The 24,252-nt window shown below is 67.8% G+C and carries 19 protein-coding genes; 2 read left to right on the top strand and 17 right to left on the bottom strand.

The window, feature by feature from the left end; all coding sequences use genetic code 11:
• The first annotated feature begins 123 nt into the window (after window positions 1-123).
• Window positions 124-1,605 carry an alpha/beta hydrolase gene (locus VGN82_RS00580; RefSeq protein ID WP_327525030.1) on the top strand — a complete coding sequence of 494 codons (1,482 nt, stop codon included), beginning with the start codon at window positions 124-126 and terminating at the stop codon, window positions 1,603-1,605.
• 12 nt (window positions 1,606-1,617) lie between these two features.
• Here VGN82_RS00580 and VGN82_RS00575 read toward each other — a convergent pair whose 3' ends face one another.
• The 8 genes from VGN82_RS00575 to VGN82_RS00540 all read right to left on the bottom strand — a co-directional run bounded on the left by VGN82_RS00575 (window position 1,618) and on the right by VGN82_RS00540 (window position 8,989).
• Window positions 1,618-3,432 carry an SLC13 family permease gene (locus VGN82_RS00575; protein ID WP_327525029.1) on the bottom strand — a complete coding sequence of 605 codons (1,815 nt, stop codon included), beginning with the start codon at window positions 3,430-3,432 and terminating at the stop codon, window positions 1,618-1,620.
• Between the two features lie 62 nt (window positions 3,433-3,494).
• Complete coding sequence (locus tag VGN82_RS00570) at window positions 3,495-5,126, bottom strand: complex I subunit 5 family protein (protein ID WP_327525028.1); 1,632 nt, start codon at window positions 5,124-5,126, stop codon at window positions 3,495-3,497.
• On the bottom strand, window positions 5,123-6,637 hold the full coding sequence (locus VGN82_RS00565; protein WP_327525027.1) for a complex I subunit 5 family protein: 1,515 nt from the start codon (window positions 6,635-6,637) through the stop codon (window positions 5,123-5,125). The genes VGN82_RS00570 and VGN82_RS00565 overlap by 4 nt, the downstream gene beginning before the upstream one ends.
• Window positions 6,634-6,993 carry an NADH-quinone oxidoreductase subunit K gene (locus VGN82_RS00560; RefSeq protein WP_327525026.1) on the bottom strand — a complete coding sequence of 120 codons (360 nt, stop codon included), beginning with the start codon at window positions 6,991-6,993 and terminating at the stop codon, window positions 6,634-6,636. Before VGN82_RS00560 ends, VGN82_RS00565 begins: the two co-directional genes overlap by 4 nt.
• Window positions 6,990-7,922 (bottom strand): MnhB domain-containing protein, encoded by a 933-nt coding sequence (locus VGN82_RS00555; RefSeq protein ID WP_327525025.1) that lies wholly within the window; start codon window positions 7,920-7,922, stop codon window positions 6,990-6,992. Before VGN82_RS00555 ends, VGN82_RS00560 begins: the two co-directional genes overlap by 4 nt.
• Entirely contained in the window at window positions 7,919-8,212 is a 294-nt protein-coding gene (locus VGN82_RS00550; RefSeq protein ID WP_327525024.1) for a cation:proton antiporter, read from the bottom strand. The genes VGN82_RS00555 and VGN82_RS00550 overlap by 4 nt, the downstream gene beginning before the upstream one ends.
• The gene (locus VGN82_RS00545) at window positions 8,209-8,484 is read right to left on the bottom strand and encodes a monovalent cation/H+ antiporter complex subunit F (protein ID WP_327525023.1); all 276 of its coding nucleotides are present in this window, start codon (window positions 8,482-8,484) and stop codon (window positions 8,209-8,211) included. The genes VGN82_RS00550 and VGN82_RS00545 overlap by 4 nt, the downstream gene beginning before the upstream one ends.
• Window positions 8,477-8,989, bottom strand: a complete 513-nt coding sequence (locus VGN82_RS00540; protein WP_327525022.1) for a Na+/H+ antiporter subunit E — start codon at window positions 8,987-8,989, stop codon at window positions 8,477-8,479. The genes VGN82_RS00545 and VGN82_RS00540 overlap by 8 nt, the downstream gene beginning before the upstream one ends.
• Window positions 8,990-9,357: 368 nt before the next feature.
• On the opposite strand from VGN82_RS00540, the gene VGN82_RS00535 reads away from it, so the two are divergent.
• Window positions 9,358-11,091 carry a metallophosphoesterase family protein gene (locus tag VGN82_RS00535; protein WP_327525021.1) on the top strand — a complete coding sequence of 578 codons (1,734 nt, stop codon included), beginning with the start codon at window positions 9,358-9,360 and terminating at the stop codon, window positions 11,089-11,091.
• A 75-nt stretch (window positions 11,092-11,166) separates the two neighbouring features.
• Here VGN82_RS00535 and VGN82_RS00530 read toward each other — a convergent pair whose 3' ends face one another.
• From VGN82_RS00530 to VGN82_RS00490, 9 genes are all read right to left on the bottom strand, one after another.
• A complete protein-coding gene (locus VGN82_RS00530; RefSeq protein WP_327525055.1) occupies window positions 11,167-12,243 on the bottom strand; it encodes an AI-2E family transporter in 1,077 nt (358 codons plus the stop codon).
• Between the two features lie 196 nt (window positions 12,244-12,439).
• On the bottom strand, window positions 12,440-13,510 hold the full coding sequence (locus VGN82_RS00525) for a patatin-like phospholipase family protein (protein ID WP_327525020.1): 1,071 nt from the start codon (window positions 13,508-13,510) through the stop codon (window positions 12,440-12,442).
• Window positions 13,511-13,545: 35 nt separating this feature from the next.
• A complete protein-coding gene (locus tag VGN82_RS00520; RefSeq protein ID WP_327525019.1) occupies window positions 13,546-15,285 on the bottom strand; it encodes a hypothetical protein in 1,740 nt (579 codons plus the stop codon).
• Window positions 15,282-15,800: a DUF1269 domain-containing protein gene (locus VGN82_RS00515; RefSeq protein WP_327525018.1), complete on the bottom strand. Its 519-nt coding sequence runs from the start codon at window positions 15,798-15,800 to the stop codon at window positions 15,282-15,284. The genes VGN82_RS00520 and VGN82_RS00515 overlap by 4 nt, the downstream gene beginning before the upstream one ends.
• Before the next feature lie 64 nt (window positions 15,801-15,864).
• The gene (locus VGN82_RS00510; RefSeq protein ID WP_327525017.1) at window positions 15,865-17,034 is read right to left on the bottom strand and encodes an efflux RND transporter periplasmic adaptor subunit; all 1,170 of its coding nucleotides are present in this window, start codon (window positions 17,032-17,034) and stop codon (window positions 15,865-15,867) included.
• Window positions 17,031-20,159 (bottom strand): efflux RND transporter permease subunit, encoded by a 3,129-nt coding sequence (locus VGN82_RS00505; RefSeq protein ID WP_327525016.1) that lies wholly within the window; start codon window positions 20,157-20,159, stop codon window positions 17,031-17,033. The genes VGN82_RS00510 and VGN82_RS00505 overlap by 4 nt, the downstream gene beginning before the upstream one ends.
• The gene (locus tag VGN82_RS00500; RefSeq protein ID WP_327525015.1) at window positions 20,156-21,244 is read right to left on the bottom strand and encodes an efflux RND transporter periplasmic adaptor subunit; all 1,089 of its coding nucleotides are present in this window, start codon (window positions 21,242-21,244) and stop codon (window positions 20,156-20,158) included. Before VGN82_RS00500 ends, VGN82_RS00505 begins: the two co-directional genes overlap by 4 nt.
• Before the next feature lie 285 nt (window positions 21,245-21,529).
• Window positions 21,530-22,369 (bottom strand): helix-turn-helix domain-containing protein, encoded by an 840-nt coding sequence (locus tag VGN82_RS00495; protein ID WP_327525014.1) that lies wholly within the window; start codon window positions 22,367-22,369, stop codon window positions 21,530-21,532.
• A gap of 356 nt (window positions 22,370-22,725) precedes the next feature.
• Window positions 22,726-23,850, bottom strand: coding sequence for an alpha/beta hydrolase (locus tag VGN82_RS00490; RefSeq protein WP_327525013.1), 1,125 nt, complete (start codon window positions 23,848-23,850; stop codon window positions 22,726-22,728).
• Window positions 23,851-24,252: the final 402 nt, after the last annotated feature.

Here is a 24,252-nt window from a genome sequence, read left to right as displayed (position 1 = left end):
GTGCACAACGGCGGAAATGGGGACGCAGGGACCGATTTTGGGATGGGGCGCACTCCCCAGCTTTGGCGCGGACGGACATAACGGGCGCAGAGAAATGGATGCGGCCGGGCAGGACGGGACGAGATGCGGGTATTCCTCAAGAAGGCCTTGAAGCGCACGGCTATCGCCGTTGCGATCGCCTCCGTTTCGCTCCTGGGGCTGCGCATCTACGACTCCCAGCGCGGCGCTCCGCTCGAGCCCTGGCACACCCACATCCCTAAGGAGCTGTCGATCGCCGAGCTCGACCGCAGCGGCTGGCCGGACTACCTCAAGGCCGAGGCAGAGGCCTTCGCCGGCGTGCGCGCCGAGGTGACGCAGAAGCTCGAGCCCGACGAGCGCGTGCCGGTTAACCGCTACTTCGACGGCAGCCCGATCTATCCCGGGCGCTTCGCGCAGGACTGGAATCGCTCCTACGTGCTGCAACCGGACGGGCCGCCCAAGGGCGCAGCCGTCTTCCTGCACGGACTGACGGATTCGCCTTACAGCCTGCGCCATATCGCGCGGCAATATCGCGAGCGTGGCTTCGTTGCTGTGGCGATCCGGCTGCCGGGCCACGGCACGGTGCCTGCCGGGCTGACCGAGGTCGAGTGGGAGGACTGGCTCGCCGCGACGCGCCTCGCCGTGCGCGAGGCGAGGCGCCTGGCCGGGCCGTCCGCTCCGCTGCATCTGGTCGGCTTCTCGAATGGCGGTGCGCTTGCCCTGATGTATGCCCTGGAAGGGCTGGACGATGCGAAGCTGACACGCGCAGACCGCGTTGTGCTGATCTCGCCGATGGTCGGCATTACGGCCTTCGCCCGCTTCGCAGGGCTCGCCGCGCTGCCGGCCGTCCTGCCGGCCTTCGCCAAGGCGGCCTGGCTCAGCGTCCTGCCCGAGTTCAATCCGTTCAAGTACAACTCGTTTCCGGTCAATGGCGCGCGCCAGTCGCATCTCCTGACGGCCGCCCTGCAGCAGGCGATCCTGAAACAGGCCCGTGCGGGGCGGCTCAAAGACCTGCCGCCGCTGATCACCTTCCAGTCGGTGATGGACTTCACCGTCTCGACGCGTGCGATCATCACCTCGCTCTATGCGCATCTGCCGGCCAATGGCAGCGAGCTCGTGCTGTTCGACCTCAACCGCAGCGCCAAGTTCGGGCCTCTGCTGAACACCTCGGCCGATACCTTGTTGACCCGCATGCTGCCGCCGGTCCCGCGCAATTTCCGGCTTTCGATCATCACCAATGCCAGCCCGGATTCGAGCGAGGTGGTCGAGCGCGTCACGGAGGCCGGCGCGACGCAGGAGAGCGAGCGGGCGCTCGGCCTGTCCTATCCGCGCGACGTCTTCTCGCTCTCGCATGTCGCGCTGCCCTTCCCGCTGACGGATGGGCTCTACGGCATGACGCCCGATCCCAAGGACGATTTCGGCATCGAGTTGGGCTCCGTCGCGGCGCGCGGCGAGCGCGGCACGTTGATCGTCAATCTCGACGCGCTGCTGCGCATGTCCTCGAACCCGTTCTACCCCTATCTATTGGGGCGGATCGACGAGCGTCTCGGGCCGCCGGCAAGCGCAGCGGAGAAAAAGGGAGAGTGAGAGGGGTGCTCCTCAGAACTGCCAGATCAGGGGCACGTAGAAGACTGCCATGACGAAGAACCAGATCATCAGCGGCAGGCCGAGCTTCCAGTAATCGCCGAAGGCATAGCCGCCCGGACCCATCACCATGAGGTTCGTCGAGGTCGCGATCGGCGTCATGAAGGAGGCGGAGCCAGCGACGCACAGGCTCATCAGGATCGGCCGTGGCGAGACGCCCATGCTGGTCGCAGCGGCCATTGCGATCGGGATCACCAGCATCGTCGTCGCCGTGTTGCTCATGATCTGACCGAGGATGGCCGTGAACAGGAACAGCCCTGCAAGGAAGACGGTCGGCCCGCCACCACCCGTCAGGGCGACGAGATGCTGCGCGACGAGGTCGGCTGCGCCGGACTGCACCATCGCGATCGAGAGCGGCATCATCGCGCCGATCAGGATGATCGTCGTCCAGTGGATGGCACGATAGGATTCTTCGACCGAGATGATGCGCGCACCGATCAATCCGAGCGCGCAGAGAAGGGCTGCTACCGCCGGCGGCACGATGCCGGTCGCGAGCAGGACGACGAGGACGGCCAGCGCCGCGATCGCGATTCCTGCCCCTGCACCCATTGGTACGGCCTGGCGCCGGACGAGGTCAGGTGAGTTGACGACCAGCACGTCGGCATCGGCGAGCCTGAGGTCCAGCGCCTTCCAGCTTCCCTTGAGCAGAACCGTGTCGCCCGCCTGAAGGATGGGGGCTGCCGGGTCGAGATCGACGCCGCCGCGCTGGACGGCGAGCACGATCAGGTCTCCGCCCTCCGTGGTCATGCCGGGATGCACGGCGCGGCCGATGAAGGCCGAGCGAGGCGGGATCACGACCTCGGCGAGGCCGGTGCGGCGGTTCAGCAAGGCATCGGCGGCATTTCCGTCATCGGCTTCGTCGCGTGGGGCGAGATGGCGGGCGGCGCAGAGCCGGGCCACCGCCTCGGCCTCGCCCCTGACCAGCAGATAGTCGCCCTCGCGGATCGGGTGGTTCGCGCGCGTGACGCCCGTGTCGTCTGCCTGGACGGTGACGAGCTCGATCCGGCCCTGCTCTTGCGGGAGGCCGATGGCGCTGGGAAGTACGCCGATCAGGTCCGAAGTGGACCGCACGCGCAGATGGAAGAAGCCGTCGGTCAGTCCGTAATGCTCGACCAGTGTCCGGGCGTGCTGGCTGAAATCGGCCGGCAGCCGGGCGTTGCCCTGTGCCGGCAACAGGCGCCTGCCGAGCAGGAGGATGATGAGTATCGTGCCGGCGAGCAGGGGAACGCCGACCAGCGCGAATTCGGCGAAGGCGAAGCCGATCTGGCCGCTGTCCTCCAGCGCCTCCGAGACGAGGAAGTTCTTGGGCGCGCCGGTCAGCAGGATGTTGGCGCCGGCATGGACGGCAAAGGCCAGCGGCATCAAGAGCAGCGTCGGGGATTGCCGCAGCCGGATCGCCGCGATCACGGCCACCGGCATCAGGGCCGCGACCGCTCCGCCGCCGCTGATCAGTGGGGTCAGGCAGCCCGCTGCAGCCATGATGATGACGAGCAGGCGCGAACGGCTCTCGCCGGCCCGTGCTATCAGGATCTGGCCGGCCCAGGCGGTGACGCCGGTCTTTTCAAGCGCGGCGCTGACGATGAACAGGCTGGCGACGAACATCACCGCACGGTCGCCGAAGCCGGCCAGCGCCTGTTCGAGCGTCACGACGCCGAGTGCCCAAAGCGACAGCGCCGCACCGATGGCCACGATGATCACTGGCAGCCGGTTCCAGGCGAACAGCGCGACGGTAACGGCGACGACGAGGGCTGTGCTTTCGATAGCGTTCACGTCGGAGGTCCAGGAATGCGATGTCGGGATGGTCGTGCCGCGGGCCAGACAAGCTCGGGCCTTTATGAGGGCAGCAGGAAGCGTCCGCCAAGCAGGATCACGAGGCCGACCAGCACGAGCCCCGCGAGAGGCCAGCGGCGCAAGCTGGCATCCAACCGCTCGATCGCCGCCGGCACGCACGCGAAGAGCGGGGCCTGCCGCTCCGCCAGCACAAGGATGTCACCTTCCGGCACACGCCCCGCGAAGCTCTCGAAGCGCCGCGCAAGGACGAAGACCGCCCCGCCCAACAGCATCGGCCAGACAAGTTTCCAGAGCGAGCCGATCGTCCAGGCGCTGGCGAACGGTTCGCCGGAGAGGGCCGGGTAGAGCCACCACGGGATTGCGAGCGAGGCGGTGGCAATGGCAAGGAAGGGCATGACCTCGCCTTGCGGGGCGGCTGCCTCGGGTCTCCCGTCGGTTTCGCGCAGCATCACGGCGATGAAATGCAGCATCAGCATCGTGCTGCCTGCGGCGGCGAGCGAAACGGCCAGGCTGAGCACGCCATAGCCGAGCATCGGCTTGACCGCGAGCTTGGCCAGCGCGCCGCTGGTCATGGGCAAGCCGGCGAGGCTGAGCGCCAGCAAGCCTGTCAACCACAGAACCGGCCGCGATTGGCGGCCGCCTGAAGCCAGCGCAACACCGATCGCGAGGAACAGCCCGCCTTTGACCAGCGTGTGATGCACGCCGTAATAGGCTGCGAGACCAGGCGCCGAGGGATCGCCGGCGGCGAGACCTGCCCCCATGATTGCGGCGACGAGCCCCATCTGGCTGACGGTCGAATAGGCCAGAATCGTCTTCGGCCTGCGCTGGGCCACGCCGAGTGCGACGCCGCCATAGGCAGTCAGGATGCCGGCAGTCGCGAGCAGGGTGCCCCAGAACGGCAGGGCGGTGTCGAAGGGCAGGAAGCGGATCAGCCCGATCACCCCGGCCTTGACCAGGACGCCGCTGAGCACCGCCGAGGCTGGCATTGGTGCGGCCGGATGCGCCAGAGGCAGCCAGATATGCAGCGGCACCAGCCCCATCTTGAGGGCAAAGCCGAGGATCAGCATCAGCACGATGCCGTCCCGCATCGCTGAGCCCGACAGGGTCGCGACCGCATCGCGGATCAGCGGGTTCGGATCGGGATTGCCCGCCGCCAGCATTACGAAGCCGAAGAGGATGAAGGCCTCGCCGAGCAAGGCGAGCACCATATACACGACGCCGGCTCGCTTTGCCGCGGCGGTTTGTTCATGTGCGACCAGCCCATAGGCCGAGAGGCTCGCCAGCGTGAACAGCAGGTAGAAGCTTGCGATGTCGGAGACGATGAAGACGCCGAGGCTCCCTGCCAGCGTCAGCAGCCACCAGACGCAGAAGCTCGTCATCCCCGGCTTGGCGCGCAGATAGGAGGCGGCATAGCCACTGGCGGCGCTCCACAGGAGTGCCGCGCCGCCGAGCAGGATCGCGCCGGGCTGGTCCAGCGCCAGCGTCATCCGGAACGGCACCGGGAAGGAGGCGGCCGTGCCTGTCGGCAAGAGCAAGGCGGCAAGCAGTGCCGGAACCGGAGCGAGCCAGAGCAGCCCCGGCGCCCGGTGCCGGAAGGGACGCGCCAGGCAGCCCGCAGCCATCGCCAACGGCACCAGCAGGCAGGCGGCGAGGAGGAGGCCCGCGGCGCTCATGGCGCACCTGCGATGTCGGGGCGGCCGATCTGCAGCAGCCCGAAGGGCTCGAGCGGCAGGAAGCCGAGCGCCACCGCCAGCACGGCCAGGATCAGCGGCACGATCTCGAGCCGGAGCGGGATCGGTCTGCGCAGCACCAGCGGCTCGGCCGGCGTCGCCAGGGCCCGGTCGACCACGCGGAAGACATACCCGCCGGCCAGAAGCCCGCCTGCGAGGATCGTCAGCGCCAGCCAGAGCTGGCCACCGACGGCTGCGGCCGTGAGCAGCAGGCATTTCGCGATGAAGCCGCCGCTCGGCGGGATGCCCATCAGCGACAGGCCCGCAAGCCCGAAGGTTGCGGCGCTTAGCGGAAGCACGCGGCCGAACCCGCCGAGATCGCGGATGCGGTCGTGCCCGACCGCCTCCGCGACGATGCCCGCTGCCATGAACATCGCGGCCTTGGCGAGCGCATGCGAGGTGAGCTGCAGCGCGCCTCCCGTCCAGGCGATCGTGCCCCAGGGCGCCGAGCCATCGCCGATGCCAGCGAGCGGGAAGACGATGAAGAGGTAGCCGATCTGCGCCACGGTCGAATAGGCGATCATCAGCTTGAGGCGCTCCTGCCGCAGCGCCATGACGCTGCAGAACAGGATCGAGGCCGCGCCCATCACGGCCAGCACCTGCCCGGCGATGGCAGCCGCCTCGGGCGGAGCGATCTCGACGACGAGGCGCAGGATCAGGACGACAGGGGCCTTGATGACGAGCGCCGAGAGCACGGCGCTGGCGGCGGCCGGTGCGCCCGCATGAGCCGGCGGCAGCCACAGATGCAGCGGAAACAGCGCGGCCTTGGCAATGAGCCCCGGGATCATCAGCGCCAGCGCGATATGGATCGCGGCGCCATGCTGGCTGGCACCGGCGATCAGCCGGATGTCGAGCGTACCGTAGGCGCCGTAAAGCAGGCCTGCCCCGAGGAGGTAAAGCATCGAGCCAAGCAGCGCGAACATCAGATAGCGCAGCGCCGCCGCGACCGTCTCGCCGCGACCGTCGAGGCAGACCAGCGGCACAGCCGCGAAGGTCAGCAGTTCGAGCGCGACATAGAGGTTGAACAGATCCTGAGACAGGAAGACGAGGTTCAGCCCGCTCCACAGCCCCATCAGCAGCATCCAGAAGCTCGTCGCCAGCCGGCCGTCGCAGCTCGCCTGGTCGAGGCTGAACAGGTCTCGCGCGAAGATCCCGGTCGCGGCGATGACGGCGGCGGTCACGGCCAGCATCATCACCGAGAGGCCGTCGGCGCGCAGCGCGATGCCGAGCGGCGGCTGCCAGTTGCCGACGATGTAGGTCAGCGCCGCGCCGCTGCGGACGAGCTCGATGCCGGTGGCGAGCGCGACGCCAAGCCCAAGCGCCATGGTGATGAGCGCGATGCGCCGGGTGTGACGGGGGCCGAGCACCAGCATCGCCAACACGGCCGAGGCCGGCAGCATGACGGCGAGCACCAGCAGCAGTCCGCTCGGCGTTGCGGCATAGAGCGGCGTCACGCTTCGCTCCTCGCTGCCGTCTCTGATGGCTCGGGCGAGGTCGGGTCGAGCGTGGCCGTGCCGGTCAGTGATGCGAGCCGGCGCAGCAGCGCGATCGCGAGAGCCGTTGCGGCGAAGGCGACGACGACGCCGGTGATCACCATGGCCTGCGGCACCGGATCGCCGCCCAGTCCCATCGCGGCGCCGCGGCGCGAGACGGCTCCGAAGACCAGGAAGATGCCGGCACCGAGGATGTTGAAACCGACGAGCCGACGCAGCAGCTCCGGATGCGCGATCACGCAGAACAGCCCGATGCCGACCAGCGCAGAGCCACACAGGCCGAACAGCGAGGCAGAGGTCAGGGCGATCGCGCTCATGGCTTGGGCGCCCTGTCGGGAGGGCCTGAGACGAGCAAGGCGAGCGTGCCGCCGACCGCGAGCGTCAGGGCGACCTCGATCACGACGATCAGCGGCTTGGCGATCGCCGGCGGGTAGGACAGAAAGCCCTCCGCGACGGCGACACCCATCAAGCCGACGAGAATGAAAAGTGCCGGCCCGGCGGCCAGCATCATCCGCAGCGTGGGCAGCCGCGTCTCGGGCGCGGCGCGCAGGCCGGCCAGCAAGACGAGCAGCCACATCGCCGCCAGGATCGTTCCGGCCTGAAAGGTCCCGCCCGGCGCGTCAGCTCCGACCCAGACCTGATAGACCGCGATCAGCACGCCGAAGGGCGGAAGCACGCGGGCGAGGAAGATCAGCGGCTCCGGCACCATCGCCGGGCGCAGGTATGAGGCGCCGCCCCAGGCATTGTCGGTGCTCAGCGACCAGACCCCAATCAGTGCGAGGATCAGGACGATCTTTTCCAGCAGCGTGTCGATCGCGCGATAGGCGAGCAGCACGGCGGTTACCGGATTGCCGAGCCCGGTTGCGTCGATGGCGGCGACGGCCTCCCTCGCCAGACTGGGCGCGGGATGCGGAAAGGACAGCACGGCATAGCCGAGGCCGAGCGTGACGGCGCCGCAGAACAGCGCCGGAACGTGCCAGTTGCGTTCGAACGCGGGCGTGGCACGGGAGGCTCGGCTTGCGAGATGCGCCTGCGCCTTGAGCAGCAGCATGCCGGTCAGGCCGCCGCCGATCGCGGCTTCGGTCAGTGCAACATCGATCGCGGCGAGCCGCACCCAGGCGAGGCCGAGCAATAACCCGAAGGCGATGAAGGCAACGATGGCGCCCTTACCGTCGCGGCCGACGACGACATGCAGCGCGAGCGCGATCAGCCCCGAAACCAGCGCGATGTCGAAGACGAGACTCATGCGTCCGGCTTCCGGCGTGCGGCGATGCCGGCGATCAACTGGCTCGCGGTCGCAGCCGACAATTGCGCCAGCAGCCAGACGCAGACGAGCTTGATTCCGCCTGCGATGCTCGGCATCTGCGGCAGCAGCCCGATGACGATCAGGCCGAGGCCGAGACTGTCGGCCTTGCTCAATGCATGCAGCCGGCTCAGCGTATCGGGAAAGCGCAGCAGCCCAAGCGTCCCCGCCAGGAAGAGAAGGGCGCCGGCCGCTACGAAAACGAGCGTGAAACCATCGGTCAGCGAGATCATGGCCGTTCGTCCGGTTCGTCCGACGCCGTTTCGCCCAGCGTGAAAGCGGCGCAGGAGAAGGCCGAGAGCAGCACGAGCAGGAGCGCGACATCGGTCAGGGCCGGCTGCGCAGATGCCGTGCCGAGCAGGAGCAGCGTCGCCGCGCCCCCCGTTCCGAGCAGTTGCACCGCCATCAGCCGCTCGATCGCGATGCGCGAGCGCAGCACCACCACCAGCCCCGCCGCGCTGGCCAGTAGGACGAACAAGGCGACAGTGGTCAGGCTTTCAGCCACGATCGCGCCCTCCCGGCTTTGTGCTGTCCTGGCCCTGCGCAGGGTGCAGGATGCCGAGGAAGGCCGCTTCATCGGCCGCGAGCTCGGCCGCCACCGGCGCGTCCATGTCGAGGCAGTGGACCCGCATGTCGCCGCTGACCGAGCAGGAGACCGGCAGCTTGCCCGGCTGGAGGCTCATCACCGCGCACATCGCGCCCTGCGCCAGGCCGGACGGAAGCGTCGCACGATAATCGACCAGCCCAGGCCTGAGCGCGATGCGCGGCGCCAGGGCGCGCCGGGCGATATCGGCACCCGCAATCAGTGATTGCGGCAAGAAGCGCAGGACGAAGCGTGCGAGGCCGGACGGCGACAGCCGTCCATCCGATGGCCAGAGCCAGGTGCTCGCCCATGTCGCCGCCGCCGTCGCAAGGACGCCGAACGGCATGTCCTTCGCCGCGGTGCCGATCAAGGCGAGCCAGACAAGGAAGAAGCCGAAGCTCCGCGCCAGAAGGGAGGCGGTCAGCATGCGTCCGCGCGCTTCTGGAAGGTCATTCATCACGAAGATGCCCGCTGGATGCGGACGAAAATGTCAGATGACGCCAGCTTGCACGGATGCGAACAAGCAAGATCGCTCGGTGAGTTCAACGAATTACTCGGTCTGGAAGAAAGAGGTCTTTCCAGTTTCATTCGGGGTGAGTGTCTCTTGTTAAATCGAACGGTATGATATTGCGTTACGCTGATGGATTAAGGTAGCATCCGCTTCCGGGGCGGGCATCTGCCGCCTGTCTCAGTTCTGTGCCCGCCGTCCCATTTTGCGGGCGGGCCGTTTCAGGTCGTGCCGATGGTTCCAGTGAGACGTTTGCAAGCGTCAGCGTCCTCCGGAGGCCTCCGCCGATGCTGATCGAACCGCGCCACGGCGACGCCGAGGACGATGCGAGCAGCACCAAGACGCATTCGCTCATCGCCATCGCGGGCTCCCTCCTCGGTGAGATCAACCTGCCGAAACTCGCCCTGGCCTGGGTCATCCTGGCTCTGGTTCCGGGCATCCTGCTCGGCGTCGCACCGCTCCTCGTCACCGCCTGGTTCGGCAACATCTCCGGCCGGATCATGGCGCTGGCCGGAATTGGCCCGCTTTTGATCCTCGTCGCGGTTGGCGCCATCGGCTGGTTCGGATTGCGGCCCTTGTTCCGGGCGGCGGAGCGCAGCTTCTGGTCGCTCAATTCGCTGGCCGTCCAGCCAGGCTATGTGCTCTCCCGCGAAGGGCTGCGCCATCTGGCCGAGCGCTTCCTCCCTGCCGGCGCCAGCGAGGACAGCCGAGCCCGCCTGCGGGCGCTGACGGCCTTCGCAGCCGGGCTCGGCGCGGCGCTCGTAGCGGGCGGCATCGCCACCGCCGTCTGGCCGGCGACACGCTGGTCGGGAGAGGTCGCTGATCTCGCGCATCCCTTGCGCCTCGCGGTGCCGGCGCTGGCCAACACGGTCGCCGTCATGAGCGGCTTCTTCGCGGTCGCCGCGCTGGCCTGGGGCATCGCCGATGCCATCATGGATCAGCCGCGCGATCTGGCCCGGTTCGATGATGCGCCGGCAACGGGGCGGCAATGGCGCGTGGCGCATCTCTCCGACATCCATGTCGTCGGCGAGCGCTATGGCTTCCGCATCGAGAGCGGGCGCGCCGGTCCGCGCGGCAACGAGCGGCTCGGGCTCGTACTGGAGCGGTTGGCGGCGATCCACGCCGAGGCGCCGCTCGACGCCGTGCTGATCACCGGCGACATGACCGATGCTGGTCGTTCGGCCGAATGGGCGGAGTTCCTCGACGCGCTGGCGCGCCATCCGCAGCTCGCCAAGCGCACGCTGATCCTGCCCGGCAATCACGACGTCAACATCGTAGACAGGGCCAATCCGGCGCGGCTCGAACTGCCGACGAGCCCGGGTAAGCGCCTCCGGCAGATGCGGACGCTCTCGGCCATGGAAGCCGTGCAGGGCGCGCGCGTCCATGTCGTCGACAAAAATGCGGGTGAGATCGGCAAGACCCTGTCCGACCGGCTCGAACCTCATCGTGAGGCGATCGGGGCCTTCGCCGATGCGGGCGGCCTTCGGTTGTCGATGGGCCTGTCGGCGATCTGGGAGGAGGTCTTTCCGATGGTGCTCCCGCCGGCGCAGGCGGATGGGCTCGGCGTGGTGCTGCTGAACTCGAATGCAGAGACGCATTTCTCCTTCACCAATGCGCTCGGCCTCGTCGCCGAGGAGGATATGCGGGCCATGCTCGCCGCGCTGGCTCAATATCCGCAGGCGCGCTGGATCATCGCGCTGCATCACCATCCGGTCGAGTATCCGCAGCGAGCCAAGGCCTTCTCGGAGCGGATCGGCACGGCGCTGATCAATGGCAGCCGCTTCGTGCGCCAGCTCAAGCCGCATGGGCGCAGGCTGGTCGCGATGCATGGGCACCGCCATGTCGACTGGATCGGCCGCTGCGGCGCGCTCCGGATCGTCTCGGCGCCGTCGCCCGTCATGGAGGCGACGAACGATGAGCCGACCGCCTTCTACATCCACCGACTTGCCGCCGGTGCCGATGGGGGGCTCGCCCTGCTGGCGCCGGAGAGGGTCGAGATCTCGCCTGGAAACCCGATCTGAGCAAACAGCGTGGTCGCGCCCTGCGCGGGCGCGCGTCTTACGACGAGGCGCGAGATCTTCCGGCCCGGTGAGCGCTCAAGGCCGGTTGGCCAGCGCGCCGCTCACGCTTTCGTCGTTCGCCGGTATTGGTTCGCGCGGGGAGGAGCCTAACAGTTCTGCCACCCACAGGCTCGCCGGGTGCTGTGCGCAGAAGGTCAGCAGGGCGATGCTGATCGGCACGCCGATGAAGGCGCCGAAGATGCCCCAGAGATAGCTCCAGAAGAACACCGAGAACAGCACCAGCGCCGGCGACATCGCGAGGGCGCTGCCGGAGACGCGCGGCTCGATATAGCTACCGACGACGAACTGGATCAGGTTCAGGCAGGCGAAGACCGAAACCACCGCCTCCCACGACCCGAACTGGGTCATCGCGAACAGCGTCGGGAAGACGGTCGCGACCAAGGGGCCGAGGAAGGGGATGTAGTTCAGCGAAAAGGCGATGAAGCCCCATTCTGCCGCCAGCGGCAGGCCGACGGCCTTCGCGAAGCCCCAGACGAGCAGGCCTGTAACGACGCTCATCGCAGTCCGCACCAGCATATAGCGGTAGAGCTTCGCCGCCGTCTGCTCGCTGCCGCGCAACAGTACGTCGCCGACGACGCGGTTACGCATGGCCTTCAGCTTGCGCGCAAAGTCCTCGACCTCGAGCAGGCCGAGGATGACGTAGACCAGCACCACCAGCCAGAAGCTCATTGTCGTGTTGAGGCGGCCGGTCACGGTCTGCGCCGTGCGCAGCATCCAGGCGACGTTGAAGTTCTCGGCCCAGAGACCGGTCACGGCGATCCCGTGTCCTTCGAGCCAGGTCGTCGCCTGGTCGTACAGTGCCTGGAAGCGGCCGGCGTCACTGACGATCCAGCGCCCGACCCGGCCGAAGGCCCAGACGATCAGCGAGCCGAAGGCGAAGAATGCCAGCACCATCACGACGATGCTGATGAACAGCGCCAGCATGCGTGGCAGGGCACCCTGCAAGGCGCGTTGCAGCGGCCAGACCAGCGCAATGATGAACAGCGCGAAGGCGACCGGAGCGAAGACGGAACTCGCCACGGACAGGGCCGCGACCACCAGGATGATGGCGATCAGCACCTGGGCGCCTTGATGAATCTTGCCGCTTGTCATCTGCATTCCCGTCAAGTCCTGCCCGCGCGGAGCCTGGAGTAGAAAGTCGTGTCGTCATCCCAGGCGCAGCGAAGCCGAGACCCGGGATCCATTCCGCCACATTCGCCGGAAAGGGTTGGGAATGGATCCCGGATCTCCCTGGGGGCGCCCGCTGTGACCGGCGCGGATCGCCGGAGAAATGAGCGAAACAGTCCGCTCACACGCCCTCGGTCAACTCGTCGAGGTCCAGCGTCGAGCGCTTGCCGATATCGTCCTGATGCGTCCGATAGAACAGCTCTGCGGACTGGCGGCCCTCGGCGCGCAGCATCGTGAGGAACTCCCACTCCGCGTTGAGCTTCGAGGAGTAGCCGAGCTCGGCCATCCTGTCGCTGGTGATGCGGTGGACCCGCATCCCCGCCCAACGCGCGCCCTCGCCGTCTTTCGGATTTGCGCCCTTGCGCAGCATCGCCATCATCCTGAGTTCCTTGAGCAGGACACCGTTGAACGAGACCTCGTTCAGTCGGTTGAGGATATCCCGCGCCGTGGTCGGCGTGCCCGGCCGTTCGACCGGGTTGATCTGGACCAGGATCGTGTCGAGCGCATTGCTCTCGCGGATCAGCGGGGTCATCGTCGGGTTGCCGGAATAGCCGCCGTCCCAATAGCCGTCGCCGTCGATTTCGATCGCCTGGAAGAGGGTCGGCAGGCAGGCCGAGGCAAGCAGCACCTGCGGCGTGATCTCGGCATTGCGGAAGACGCGGCCCCGGCCGGTGCGGACATTGGTGGCCGTGATGAAGAGCTTGATCGGGCCGGCCGCCAGCGCCTCGAAATCGATCACGTCCGTCAGGATGTCCGCCAGCGGGTTCGAGCCGCCGGGGTTGAGGCTATAGGGCGAGACGACGCGGGACATCATGTCCATCGCGACGAAGAGAGGCGAATTGTCGAGCGTCCAGCGTCCGAGCAGGATGTCGAGCGGGCTGCGCTGGAACGGGCTGAACCGCGCCGCCTCCGATGTCTTGCGCCAGAACGCCTCGAGCGCCAGCCTTGCACCTTCCCGGCCGCCCTTTGCGAAGCCCGACGCCAGCACGGCGGCATTCATGGCTCCGGCCGAGGTGCCCGAGATCGCCTCGATCGTCAGCCAGTCCTCCTCGAGGATGCGGTCGAGCACGCCCCAGGTGAAGGCGCCATGCGCGCCGCCGCCCTGCAATGCCAGGTCGATGATGAGCGGCGCGCGTTCGCTGCCGCTCGCAGCCGTCGCCGCACCCTGTTGTGCCTTTGGAGCCTTGCTCAACCCTCACCCCCTCGCAGTAGCGCCGGCCGGTCCGATCATGTCGATTTCACCAGCCCCGAGAAACCCGCGACCGCCAGCAGGCTGAGCGCCCAGCCGACGATCGCCTGGAAATAGAAGTAATTGATCGCGATCCTGCCGACGGTGCTGTTCGGATTCGGGCGCCAGAACGATTTCTGGCCGAGGTCGAGCACCGGCAGCAGCGTGTCGAGCGAATAGAACCACGGGTTGAAGGCAGGGTAGCTCGAAGCCTCGCCTTGCTCGCGATAGCAGGCGAGTTGCGTCTGCCCCGGTGCCGCCCGCCCGCTCATCGACTGCGGCGGTGAGCCGATCAGGCGTTGCTCGGCGGTGGTCACCCCGCACAGCGCCCATTCCGGCGAGCGCAGCACGACGGCGCTGTTGGGCTTGAAGGCACCGCCGGCCTCCGCCACCCCGAAGACCGCAACGCCGGTGACCCAGAACAGGGTCAGCCAGAGAAAGGCCAGCAGCGGCTGGCGCCCATAGCGGACGGTCACCGCGAGGAAGTTGTCGTTCAGCCGCAGCAGGGCCCGCCAGAGCGGGTTGCGCGCCCGCGCCCGCCGCGCCCGGCGTTGCAGCTTTTCCTTCATGATCAGGACGCTGCGGGCATCCTCGCCATGGCCCATCTCGCGGAAGACGGAGGCGAGCTGCTCATAGGGCTGCGGCCAGAAATCCTCGCCCCAGCGCTGGGGTGCCTGCCGGGACAGCCAGTCGAGCCGGCTCGCAGCATCGACCGGGGCGGCGATGAAGGCGCCGTAGCGGCAGCGGTTGAGCAGGAGGTCGCCAGGCGCCGGCCAGCAGACCGCCTCGTCATGGATGGTGCCGATCGAGGCTCCGGTCATGGCGAGCGCACCGCCGATGCGGGCCTCGTTGCGCAGGAAGAAAGCACCTTTGATCTGGGCACGGCTGAGGTCGAGCGCCATCGTGCCCGGCTGCTTCAGTTCGGCGCCGCTGACGTCGAGATCGCCGCTGACCACGGCCGCGACGAGGCGGACTTCGCCGGCGATCTGGGCCTTGCGCAGCACGACGCTGCCGCCGTTCTCGACCTCAGTCGCATCGATTGCGACGCTGTCCGCTTCCTCGATCACCGCGCCTGCGCAGTCGAGATCGGCGGTGATACGGGCGCCGGCGACCGTGATGCCACCGCGCAGGGTCGCCCCACGCAGCAGCAGGTTGCGCAGCTCGATCGCTGCCGCGTCGATCGCGCGCCCGCTCGGCGCGCGGATGGTCGCCCCGTCGCATTCGAGATTTCCGCCGAGCCGGGACTGGGGGATGTTGACCTCGCCCTGGACATGCGCGCCGCGCAGATAGACGCCGCCGCGCGCCTCCAGACGCTCGGCCTCGAGGCCGGGCAGGGACGAGCCGTCCAGGAACAGACGGTTGATGATCGCGGCGCGCAGGATCGGCGTCGCTTCGAAATGGCAATCGATCAGCCCGATGTCGCGGAAGACATGGCAGGCTTCAAGATCGAGCGTCTCGGTGATCCAGGCCCCGGTGATCCGGACGCCCTTCTCGTGCGGGCGGCAACCCTCCTGCCCGCCAAGCATCAGGAAGCGCAGGAAGGAGGCGCGGATAACGCGGCTCGGATCGGGTGCCTCGGGCCTCGTGCCGTCGCCGAGCCGGTCGTAGTTGCCGCTGAGCAGCCGGGCGACGACCTCTTCCTCCGCCGGCAGCAGCGGCTGGAAGTCGTCGAGCCGCGCGGTCGCAAGCGCCCATTGCGCCCGCTCCGCCAAGGGCCCGGCCGCTGCGGCTGCGCTCATGTCGCGGCCGGTGCAGCCGTTCCGCTCGGGGCCGCGGCCGCCAGCGCCTCGCGCAAGGCCGCCTCCTTGGTCTCGTCGAAGGAGGTGCTCATCAGCGTACCGCCGCTGCCGCGCAGATCGGCCAGCACCTTGTCCGTCGTCATCTTGCGGATCAGCAGGAACAGCCCGGCGGTGCCCGGCTGGAGTGCCTCCGCCGTATCCTTCATGAACTGGTCGTTGATGCCGACATCGGTCAGCCTGCCGCCGAGAGCGCCCGAGGCTGCGCCAAGCGCGGTCCCGAGCAGCGGCGCCATGAAGATGAAGCCGATCAGCGTGCCCCAGAGCGCCCCAGAGGCTGCCCCGGTCGTGGTCAGGTTCATCAGTTGGTTCAGCTTGATGTGCCCGGCCTGGTCCTTGACCACGACGACGGCGTCGCCGAGCTCGATCAGGTATTCGCGCTGCATCGCGAGCACCTTCTTGCGGACCTCCTCGGCCTTTTCCTCTGTCGGGAATGCGATGAAGACCAGATCGCTCATGTTCTCGGCTCCTTCGGTTGAGGTCTCAGCTGTCTTTGCGGATGCGCTCCGCGTCCGGGCGCGGTCAGCCCGGCGTCTTGGCGGCGCCGGCCGCCGCGCTGCGTGCGCCCGCCGCCGGCAACGGTGCCACCCGCTGCCCGGAATGCAGCGCCTGGACGCCGGCCGAGACGATGGTCTCGCCGGGCGCGAGCCCTTGCGAAACGATCACGTGGTCGGGGTCGAAGCGCAGGATGTCGATCGGCCGCAGGCTGACGGTGGAATTGACGGGGTCGACGATCCAGACCGCAGGCGAGGTGCCCGATTGGGTCAGGGCTGTCGCGGGGATTGCGGTGATCACGGCGGACGAGGTCTCGATCGACCCCACGACCGTCGAGCCGAGGCGCATCGCCTCCGGCGGATCCTGCAGCCCGACCCTGACCTGGAAAGTCCGCGTGACTGGATCGGCTTGCGGCGAGACTTCGCGAATCCGCCCGACCGCGCTGACGCCGGGTGCCTCGGCAAGCCTCACCCGGACGATCTGCTCGCCGGCCTTCGCTTCCAGCAGCCTGGCCGGGACGCTGAAGACGGCGTCGCGACCGTCATCGCGCGCGATCTGGACGATGGCCTGGCCGGGCTGGACGACCTCTCCGGGCTCGGCACTGCGGGCCGTCACCACGCCGGCGACATCGCTGCGCAAATCGGTGAAGCCGAGCCTGTCCTGCGCCAGCTCGAGCTGAGCTTCGGCATTTTCGAGCGCGGCCTGGGCCGCTTCCTGCGCCTTCTCGGCGGCATCGAAGCGTGGCCGGGTGGTGAAGCCCTGGCCCATCAGCCGTTCCTGCCGCTCGAAGGTGTTGCGTGCGGTCACGACCTCGCCGCGTGCTGCCTCCAGCGCGGCACGGGCGGCGGTGACGGCATTGGTCTCGATCGTCCGGTCGAGCCGGGCGACGATCTGGCCGGGCGCGACCCGGTCGCCGACATTGACCGGGCGATCGGTGATCCGGCCGGCGATGCGGAACGCAAGCGACACGGTCTTCTCAGCCTGGATCTCGCCGCTGAGGTCGACGCCTCCCGCGAGCTTGCCCGCCTCGATCTTGACCACCTGCACCGGCCGGCCGGCGCTCGGCGCGGCCTTCTCGGCGCGGTCGCAGGCGGTGAGCGCGAGCAGCAGGGTCACGCCGAGCAGGGCGCGCCCGGGGAGGGGGCGTGCCGGGCGGGAACGATCCGTGTTCATCGTGAGGAGAGGGCGACGGGTCATCGTGCAGTCGCTCCCGCGGTGCGAGGGGGCTTGCCTTGGCCCTTGGTCTGGCCGTTGCCCTGGACCTTGCTGGCAGGGGCCTTGTCGGCGCCGGGCGATGTGCCGCCGAAGACGGTGACATAGAGCACGGGCAGCAGGATCAGCGTCAGGACGGTCGCGACCAGCAGGCCGCCCATGATCGCGAAGGCCATCGGCCCCCAGAAGACGGTCGGCGCGATCGGAATCATGCCGAGCACGGTCGAAACCGCGGTCAGCATGATCGGCCGGAAGCGGGTCGAGGCGGCGTCCAGCGCGGCCTCCGTGATGCTCTTGCCGGCCGCCCGTTCGGATTCGATCTGACCGATCAGGATCACCGCGTTCTTGGTGATGATGCCGATCAGCGCGAGCACGCCGAGCAGGGCGACGAAGCCGAGCGGCTTGCCGGACAGTAACAGCGCGCCGACGACGCCGATCATGCCGAGCGGCGCGATGCTGACCACGATCGCGAAGAGCCTGAAGCTGCGCAGTTCCGCCATCAGTACGGTGAACATGATCAGCAGCATCACCGGCACCACCGCGATCACCGAAGCCTGCGACTTCGCGCTTTCCTCCACCGTGCCGCCAGTGGCGATGCCGTAGGCGGGCGGCAATGTCTTGCGCAGCTCCTCGACGGCGGGTGCCAACGCGCTGACGACCGTGTCGGGCAGCACGCCGGGCTTGATGTCGGAGGCCACGGTCAGCGTCGGCACCCGGTCGCGACGCCAGATCAGCGGCGCGTCGAGATCGTAGCTGAAGGTAACGAATTGCGAGAGCGGCACAGAGCGGCCGCCGGGCAGTGCCACCTGCATCGTGCGTAGCGTGTCGAGCGAAATCCGGTCCGCGCCCTGGGCGCGCACGACGACATCGACCAGATAGATGTCGTCGCGCAGCTGCGTCACGACCGTGCCGGAGACGACCGTGTTGACAATGCCGGCGAGCGCCGCCGAGCTCAGGCCGAGCCGGCGCGCCTCGTCCTGGTCGACCCGCAACCGCAATTCGCGAGAGGGTTCGATCCAGTCGAAACTGATCTGGTCGGTATTCGCGTTGCTGGCGACAACCTGCGCCAGCTTCATGGCGATGGTCCGGACCTCGACGATATCGGGCCCCGTCACGCGGTACTGCACCGGCGAGCCGACCGGCGGGCCGAGCTCGAGCGGATAGACGCGAGCGACGAGATTTGGGAATTCTGTCGCGAGCCGAGCCTCCAGCTTCTTCTGCAGCCTGTCGCGCGCCGCCAAGTCCTTGGCAACGATCACAGCCTGATTGAAGAAGTCGTTCGGAAGCTGTGCATTCAGCGGCAGGTAGAAGCGGATCGCGCCACGACCGACATAGGTGCTCCAGCGCGCGACGTCGGGATCATCCTTCAAGGCCGCTTCGAAACGCTTCACCAGCGACTCGCTGGCATAGATCGAGGCGTTCTGCGGCAGCGTCATGTCGACGAGCAGCTCGGTGCGGTCCGAGGCCGGGAAGAACTGCCGCGGCACCAGCGGAAGGGCGAGCAGCGAAGCCACGAACAGTCCGAGCGTCACCGCGATCGTCAGCCAGCGCACGCGGATCGCTCCGGAGAGGAGGTTCCTAAACCCCTTCTCGACCCGGCCGGGGCCGGAGGCCTTCGCCGAAGTCTGCGGCGCCTTCAGCAGCGCCATGCCCAGCACCGGCGCGAAGATCACCGCCACGAACCAAGATACGACGAGCGCAATCGTGACGACTGCGAAGAGCGAGAAGGTGTATTCGCCGGCCGAGCTCGCCGCGAAGCCGATCGGCACGAAACCGGCGATGGTCACGAGCGTGCCCGCAAACATCGCCACGGCATATTTATCGAAGGCGAAGGTCGCTGCCTTCTCTTTCGCGTCGCCGGCCGCGAGCCGCGTCACCATGGCGTCAGTCGTCGTCATCGCGTCGTCGACGAGGAGCGCCAGCGCGATGATGAGGGCGCCCAGCGAAATGCGCTGCATGTCGATGTTGACGACGTTCATGACGGCGAAGACCACGGCGAGCGTCAACGGGATCGAGAGCGCCACCACGAGGCCCGGCCGCACGCCGAGACTGATGAAGCTGACCACCAGAATGATCGCGACCGATTGCCAGAGCGAGGTCATGAAGTCGTCGATGGCCTCGTCGACCGTGACGGACTGGTCGGCCACGAGCCGGGGCTCGATGCCGACAGGCAAGTCCGCTGTGATCTTGTCCATCGCGGCCTTGATGTTCTGCCCCAGCGCCAGGATGTCGCCGCCATCGCGCATGGCGATGCCAAGCCCGATCGCCTCCTGACCGTTGACGCGGAACATCGGCTGCGGCGGATCGGCAAAGCCACGCCTGACCGTTGCGATGTCGGCGAGCCGGACCATGCGGTCGCCGACCGGGAAATTGACGTTGAGCAGGTCGGCCTCGGACTGGAAGGCGCCGGTGACCCGCAGCGAGAAGCTCTCGTTCTGAGTCTGCACGACGCCGGCCGGCCTGACCACGTTCTGGCTCTGCAGCGCGCCGAGCAGGGCGCTGCGATCGATGCCGAGATTGGCGAGTTCCCGCACCGAGAATTCGATGAAGATGCGCTCGTCCTGCGCGCCGATGATCTCGATCTTGGAGACGTCGGGCACGAGCAGCAGCTTCGACCGGGCTGCCTCGACGTGGTCGCGCAATTCGCGGCCGCTGAAGCCGTCGGCGGTGAAGCCGTAGATGATGCCGAAGGTGTCGCCGAAGCGGTCGTTGAAGAACGGCCCCTGCGTGCCGGCCGGCAGCGTGTGGCGGATATCGGCAACGAGATTGCGGACCTTGAACCAGGTCTCCTGCACATCGCGCCCCGGCACGGAATCCTTCAGATTGACGAAGATCGTCGTCCGGCCGGGCGTCGTGAAGCTGCGCACGAAGTCGAGCCCGGGCGTCTCCTCGATCTGGCGCTCCAGCCGCTCGGTCAACTGCTTGAGCGTGTCTTCCATGGTCGCGCCTGGCCATGCGGCAGCGACGACCATCGACTTGATGACGAAGGCGGGGTCTTCGTTGCGGCCGAGCTTGACGAAGGAGAAGATGCCGGCCGCGACCGCCACGATCATGAGGTAGATCACGACCGAGCGGCTCTTCAGGGCCCATTCGGAGAGGTTGAACTTCATCGTGCCTCGGTCCCGGACAGGCGCACGCGCTGCCCTTCCTTCAGGAGATTTGCGCCGGCGGTGACGACGATGTCGCCGAGAGCCAGCCCCTTGCCGACGATGGCTGTAGCGGGATCGCGCGAGAGCAGTTCGAGCTTGCGCAGCGAGACCGTCAGCGCGTTCGGATCAACGATCCACACGCCGGTATCCTGCCCGTTCTTCGCCAGCGCCGTCGCGGGAATCGCGATGCCCGAGACCTCGCCACCACGGATGCTGCCGGAAACCGCGGTGCCGAGGCGGAAGGAGGGCGGCGGGTTCGCCAATCCGACGCGGACCCGGAAGGTGCGTGTCACCGGGTCGGCCTGCGGTGCGACCTCGCGGACATGGCCGCGCACGCTGACCGCGGGGTCACTCGACAGAGAGACATAGATGGTGGCGTCGGCGGGAATGGCGCGGATCGTCTCGGCCGGCAGCTCGAAGACGGCATCGCGCCCGTCGCGCCGCGCGAGCTGCACGATCATCCGCCCGGCCGCAACGACCTCCGCCGGCTCGGCACCGACCCGCGTCACGATGCCCGGCGCATCGGCCTTGAGCGTCGTGAACGCGACGATGTCCTCGGCCGTCCGGACGCGGGCCTGCGCCGCTTCGACCTGCGCGCGCGCCGCGACGCGGCCCTGCTCGGCGGCCTCGAAATCGGCCTGGCTGGTGACATTGCGCGCGAGCAGGTGCTCCTGCCGCTGATGCTGGTTCTCGGCCTTCCGCAGCGCGCCCTCAGCGGCCGTGAGCGCCGCGCGGGCGGCGCGCAGATCATTGAGCTCGTTCTCGGGATCGAGCCTCGCGACGACTTCGCCCTCGGCCACGGTGGCGCCGACACCGACGAGGCGTTCAGCCAACCGTCCGCCGATGCGGAAGGACAGGGCGGCCTGATCCTGCGCCTCGACATGGCCGGTGAAGCCGAGATCGCCAATCTGGCGCGGCGCTTCGACCGTGGTCGTGCGCACCGTCCGGACCGGCGGGGCAGCGGGCTTCTCGGCTTCGCGCTGGCAGCCCCCGACGAGAAGCATGATCGCGGTAAGGCAGCCGGCGAGGTGAAGGCTTCTCGGCATGGCGACGCCGCGCCCGTTCATGCCGCGCGACCCGTCTTCGCCGTTGTTCCGGCCGTCTCCGCCATCATCATGTCCTGCCTGCAAGAGTCCTGGCCTTCGCATCAATCATCCGCTCGCATCGCGATTGTCCTGGGCGTCTGTCCTGGGCGTCGCAAGACCGCGTCCGTCTGACCACGACACGGGCACGTGTCTTCTGGGCAGGCATTGTCACAGGCATGCGTCATCGCGCCCATTTTTCAGGCGGCTGCCGGAAGGCTAGCAACACTCCCCCGCAGCCGGATCAGCTCAGAATCCCAAAACTGGGCTGTTCATCCCATTCTCCGGCAGAGCTTCGCGACCGGTATCGGGGCGGGAGAGAAGGGCGCGCTCGCGCGCCTCGGTCGGGCTGCAGCCATATTCCCGACGAAAGGCCCGGCTGAAGGTCGAATGATCGCGGAAGCCGACCTGATTGGCGATCGCGTGGACCGAACCTGCTTCGCGGGGAGAGGTCAGATCGTCCCATGCCCGGGTCAGTCTTTCGCGGTTGATGAAATGAGCGACACCGCCGTCGCCGTCGAGCAGGCGGTAGAGCTTCGAGCGCGACATCGCCAGCAGCCGGGCCAGCTGTTGCGGACCGAAATCCGGCGAGCCCATGTGCCGTTGCACGACGAGCCGGGCGCGCTCGACAGCACCGGAGGCGATGCAGGGGGCGGTGGCTGCGGCAGGCACGCTTGCCGGGGCCGTACAGGCGAGAACCAGCGCGCGCGTGGCGGCCGCCAGCATGGCGGCCCGATCATCGGGTATGTGGTCGAGCTGCCCTGCGAGCTGGCGCATAAAAAGCGCCAGCAGGGCGCCAGTGCCTGTCGAGGCGTCGATCCGCCGCGCCTGCATGGCTGCCTCGGGCTCCGAGCCCGCGAACGCATCGATGGGCAGAAACAGCGTCAGAACCTCGCGACCCTGTCCGGAACGGGGTTGCGGCCAGGCGAGCGGAGGCTTGGCGAGACCGGCACGCGGCGCCACGATCAATGTCGGCGGCGCGCGCTCCGGATCAGTGCGGAGCAGTGTAACGCTGCCATGGCGTCGCGCGTGGTGGGGGGATGGTTGCCAAGGTTCGCGTTGCCCATCGCGACGGATCTCGCGGGTCAAGGTCAGATCGCCGAAGCGCCATTCCGAGAATGTGTCCGTGCACTCATCGGGAAGCCGCGGCGTCGAGCGTGGAACGAGCATCCCGGCGGTGGCGAAGATCCGTTCGTCCAACTCATGGCCGGGGTCGCCTTGCGGGATCGCGACCGAAGGGAAAAAGCTCTCCGGAAGTTGATGGCGCTGGGCGCTCGAGTGAGTTGTCATACTCGCCTCCGTCGGCTGCTTCTCATCAGAATTAGATCAAAGAACGTGCTGTCATTTCCCTAGGATTCAGATCGTTTTTGTCGTGATGTTCGGCTTTGATCTTGATCAACCGCGTCGATTTATTGCGTTTGAAACATGTGCTGGGCAGAGTGCTCCTACCTTGTGGTGGCTGCGTCGAAGACGCGGATCGGGGCGGTGATCAGAAGGCCGGCGGCCGAGCCCAGCGTCTCGACAGCCGTCGAGGTGCCCGTGACGTCGGAATCGGTGATGACCTGGCCCTGCAGCAGCCTGTCTCCGATCAGCCGGACGATTTCGGGGCTGGAGGCGTAGGTGTCGTGGTTGATGCGATCGCTCGCGCGCACGTCGCTCATATCGATCACGGTGATCCCCGCGAGGCCGCCCAGCTGCGCCTGGTATTGCTCGCGTGAGAGATCGATCGCGCCCAGCCTTGTCGCGCCGCGGGCGAGGAATTGGGAGAGCTGCAGCGCCCGGTCGTTCTGCGAGGCGAAGATCGTGATCTGCGGGCGGCGCGGCCCCATCTCCTCGACCTGGCGGCGGAAGACGTCGATGTCGAGATCGGGCGATGCCAGGATCAGATTGTTGATCTTGGGCGGAACTCCGCCCTTCTTCAGCGCGACCTGCTTCAGCGCCTCGACCGCGACCCAGGCGCCCATGGAATGCGCGAGCACGACGACCTCGCCGACCGCCGGGCTGTTAGCGGCCATAAGCAGGAGGTCGGCGAGGTCGGTACGCGAGAAGGAGGCGTTGTCGAGGTCCAGCCTGTAGTCGAACAAGTGGCCGCGGGACGGCCATGAGAACAGCACGGGCGCCGCATTGGCATCCGCGTCATGCGCGAGCTGGGCAAAACGGAAGACCGCGCGGTCGAATTGGGTGTTGAAGCCGTGGACGAAGACGAAGGCCCGGCGCTTGCGCCCCCCGGTCGAGGCGAACCAACCCGGCAGCTCGGCTCGGCTCAAAGCCCTGGCTGAACTGACGGTGAAGTCCGTAGCCGGGTTGCCAGGCGCGGTGCGCGGCAGCTGGATTGTCCCGGCCTCCCGACCGGGCGGGATCGAGACGACGATATTGCTGAAGGAGACGCCGCGGCCGCGGTCGCCGCTGTAGAGGACTCCCGGTTCTTGCGATGCAGCGCGCGTGGTTGCGGTCAGCATGTTAACCTTGTCCGTGCCGGCGATCGGCCCGACCGGCTGCAGCAATCCGCTGGGTGTCGAGCCGCAGGCTGCCAGCAGCAGTGCCATGACCGTCGCCAGGGCGCTGCGCATTGCTGTTCCCGCGCCGATCCTCATCAACCGACCTGCCATGGACACGCGGGGCGGGCCAGCACATCGCGGCCCTGCAAGAACCTGCTGCATCCATACGCGCGCATTTACGTAAGCTCCGAAGTCGTCCCGATGAGGACAGCCAGATCGGAGCCCCCCTCCGAACGATCCCGGTCAGGATAGTGAAGCGCCGTGTCGGCAGCAAGACAAGTTGGCCCGGTCATGCCGTTCAGCGGTTGTGCATGCCTGCCGAATTCCTGCCAAGTTTGGGACATCCGGCCCAAGCTTTGGGATTCTGTGCAGATGCCCTTCGGGCATAGGCGACTAAGTTCGGCGAGACGTCTCCGCCGCGATCATGTCGCGGCGGCTTGATCGTTTCGCACTGGGTGTTGTCCCAGTCTGGGG

The organism is Allobosea sp. (genome assembly GCF_035999205.1).
GTDB lineage: Bacteria > Pseudomonadota > Alphaproteobacteria > Rhizobiales > Beijerinckiaceae > Allobosea.
Note: the sequence above shows the minus strand (reverse complement) of the source record. Positions and strands in the feature narration are given on the sequence as shown.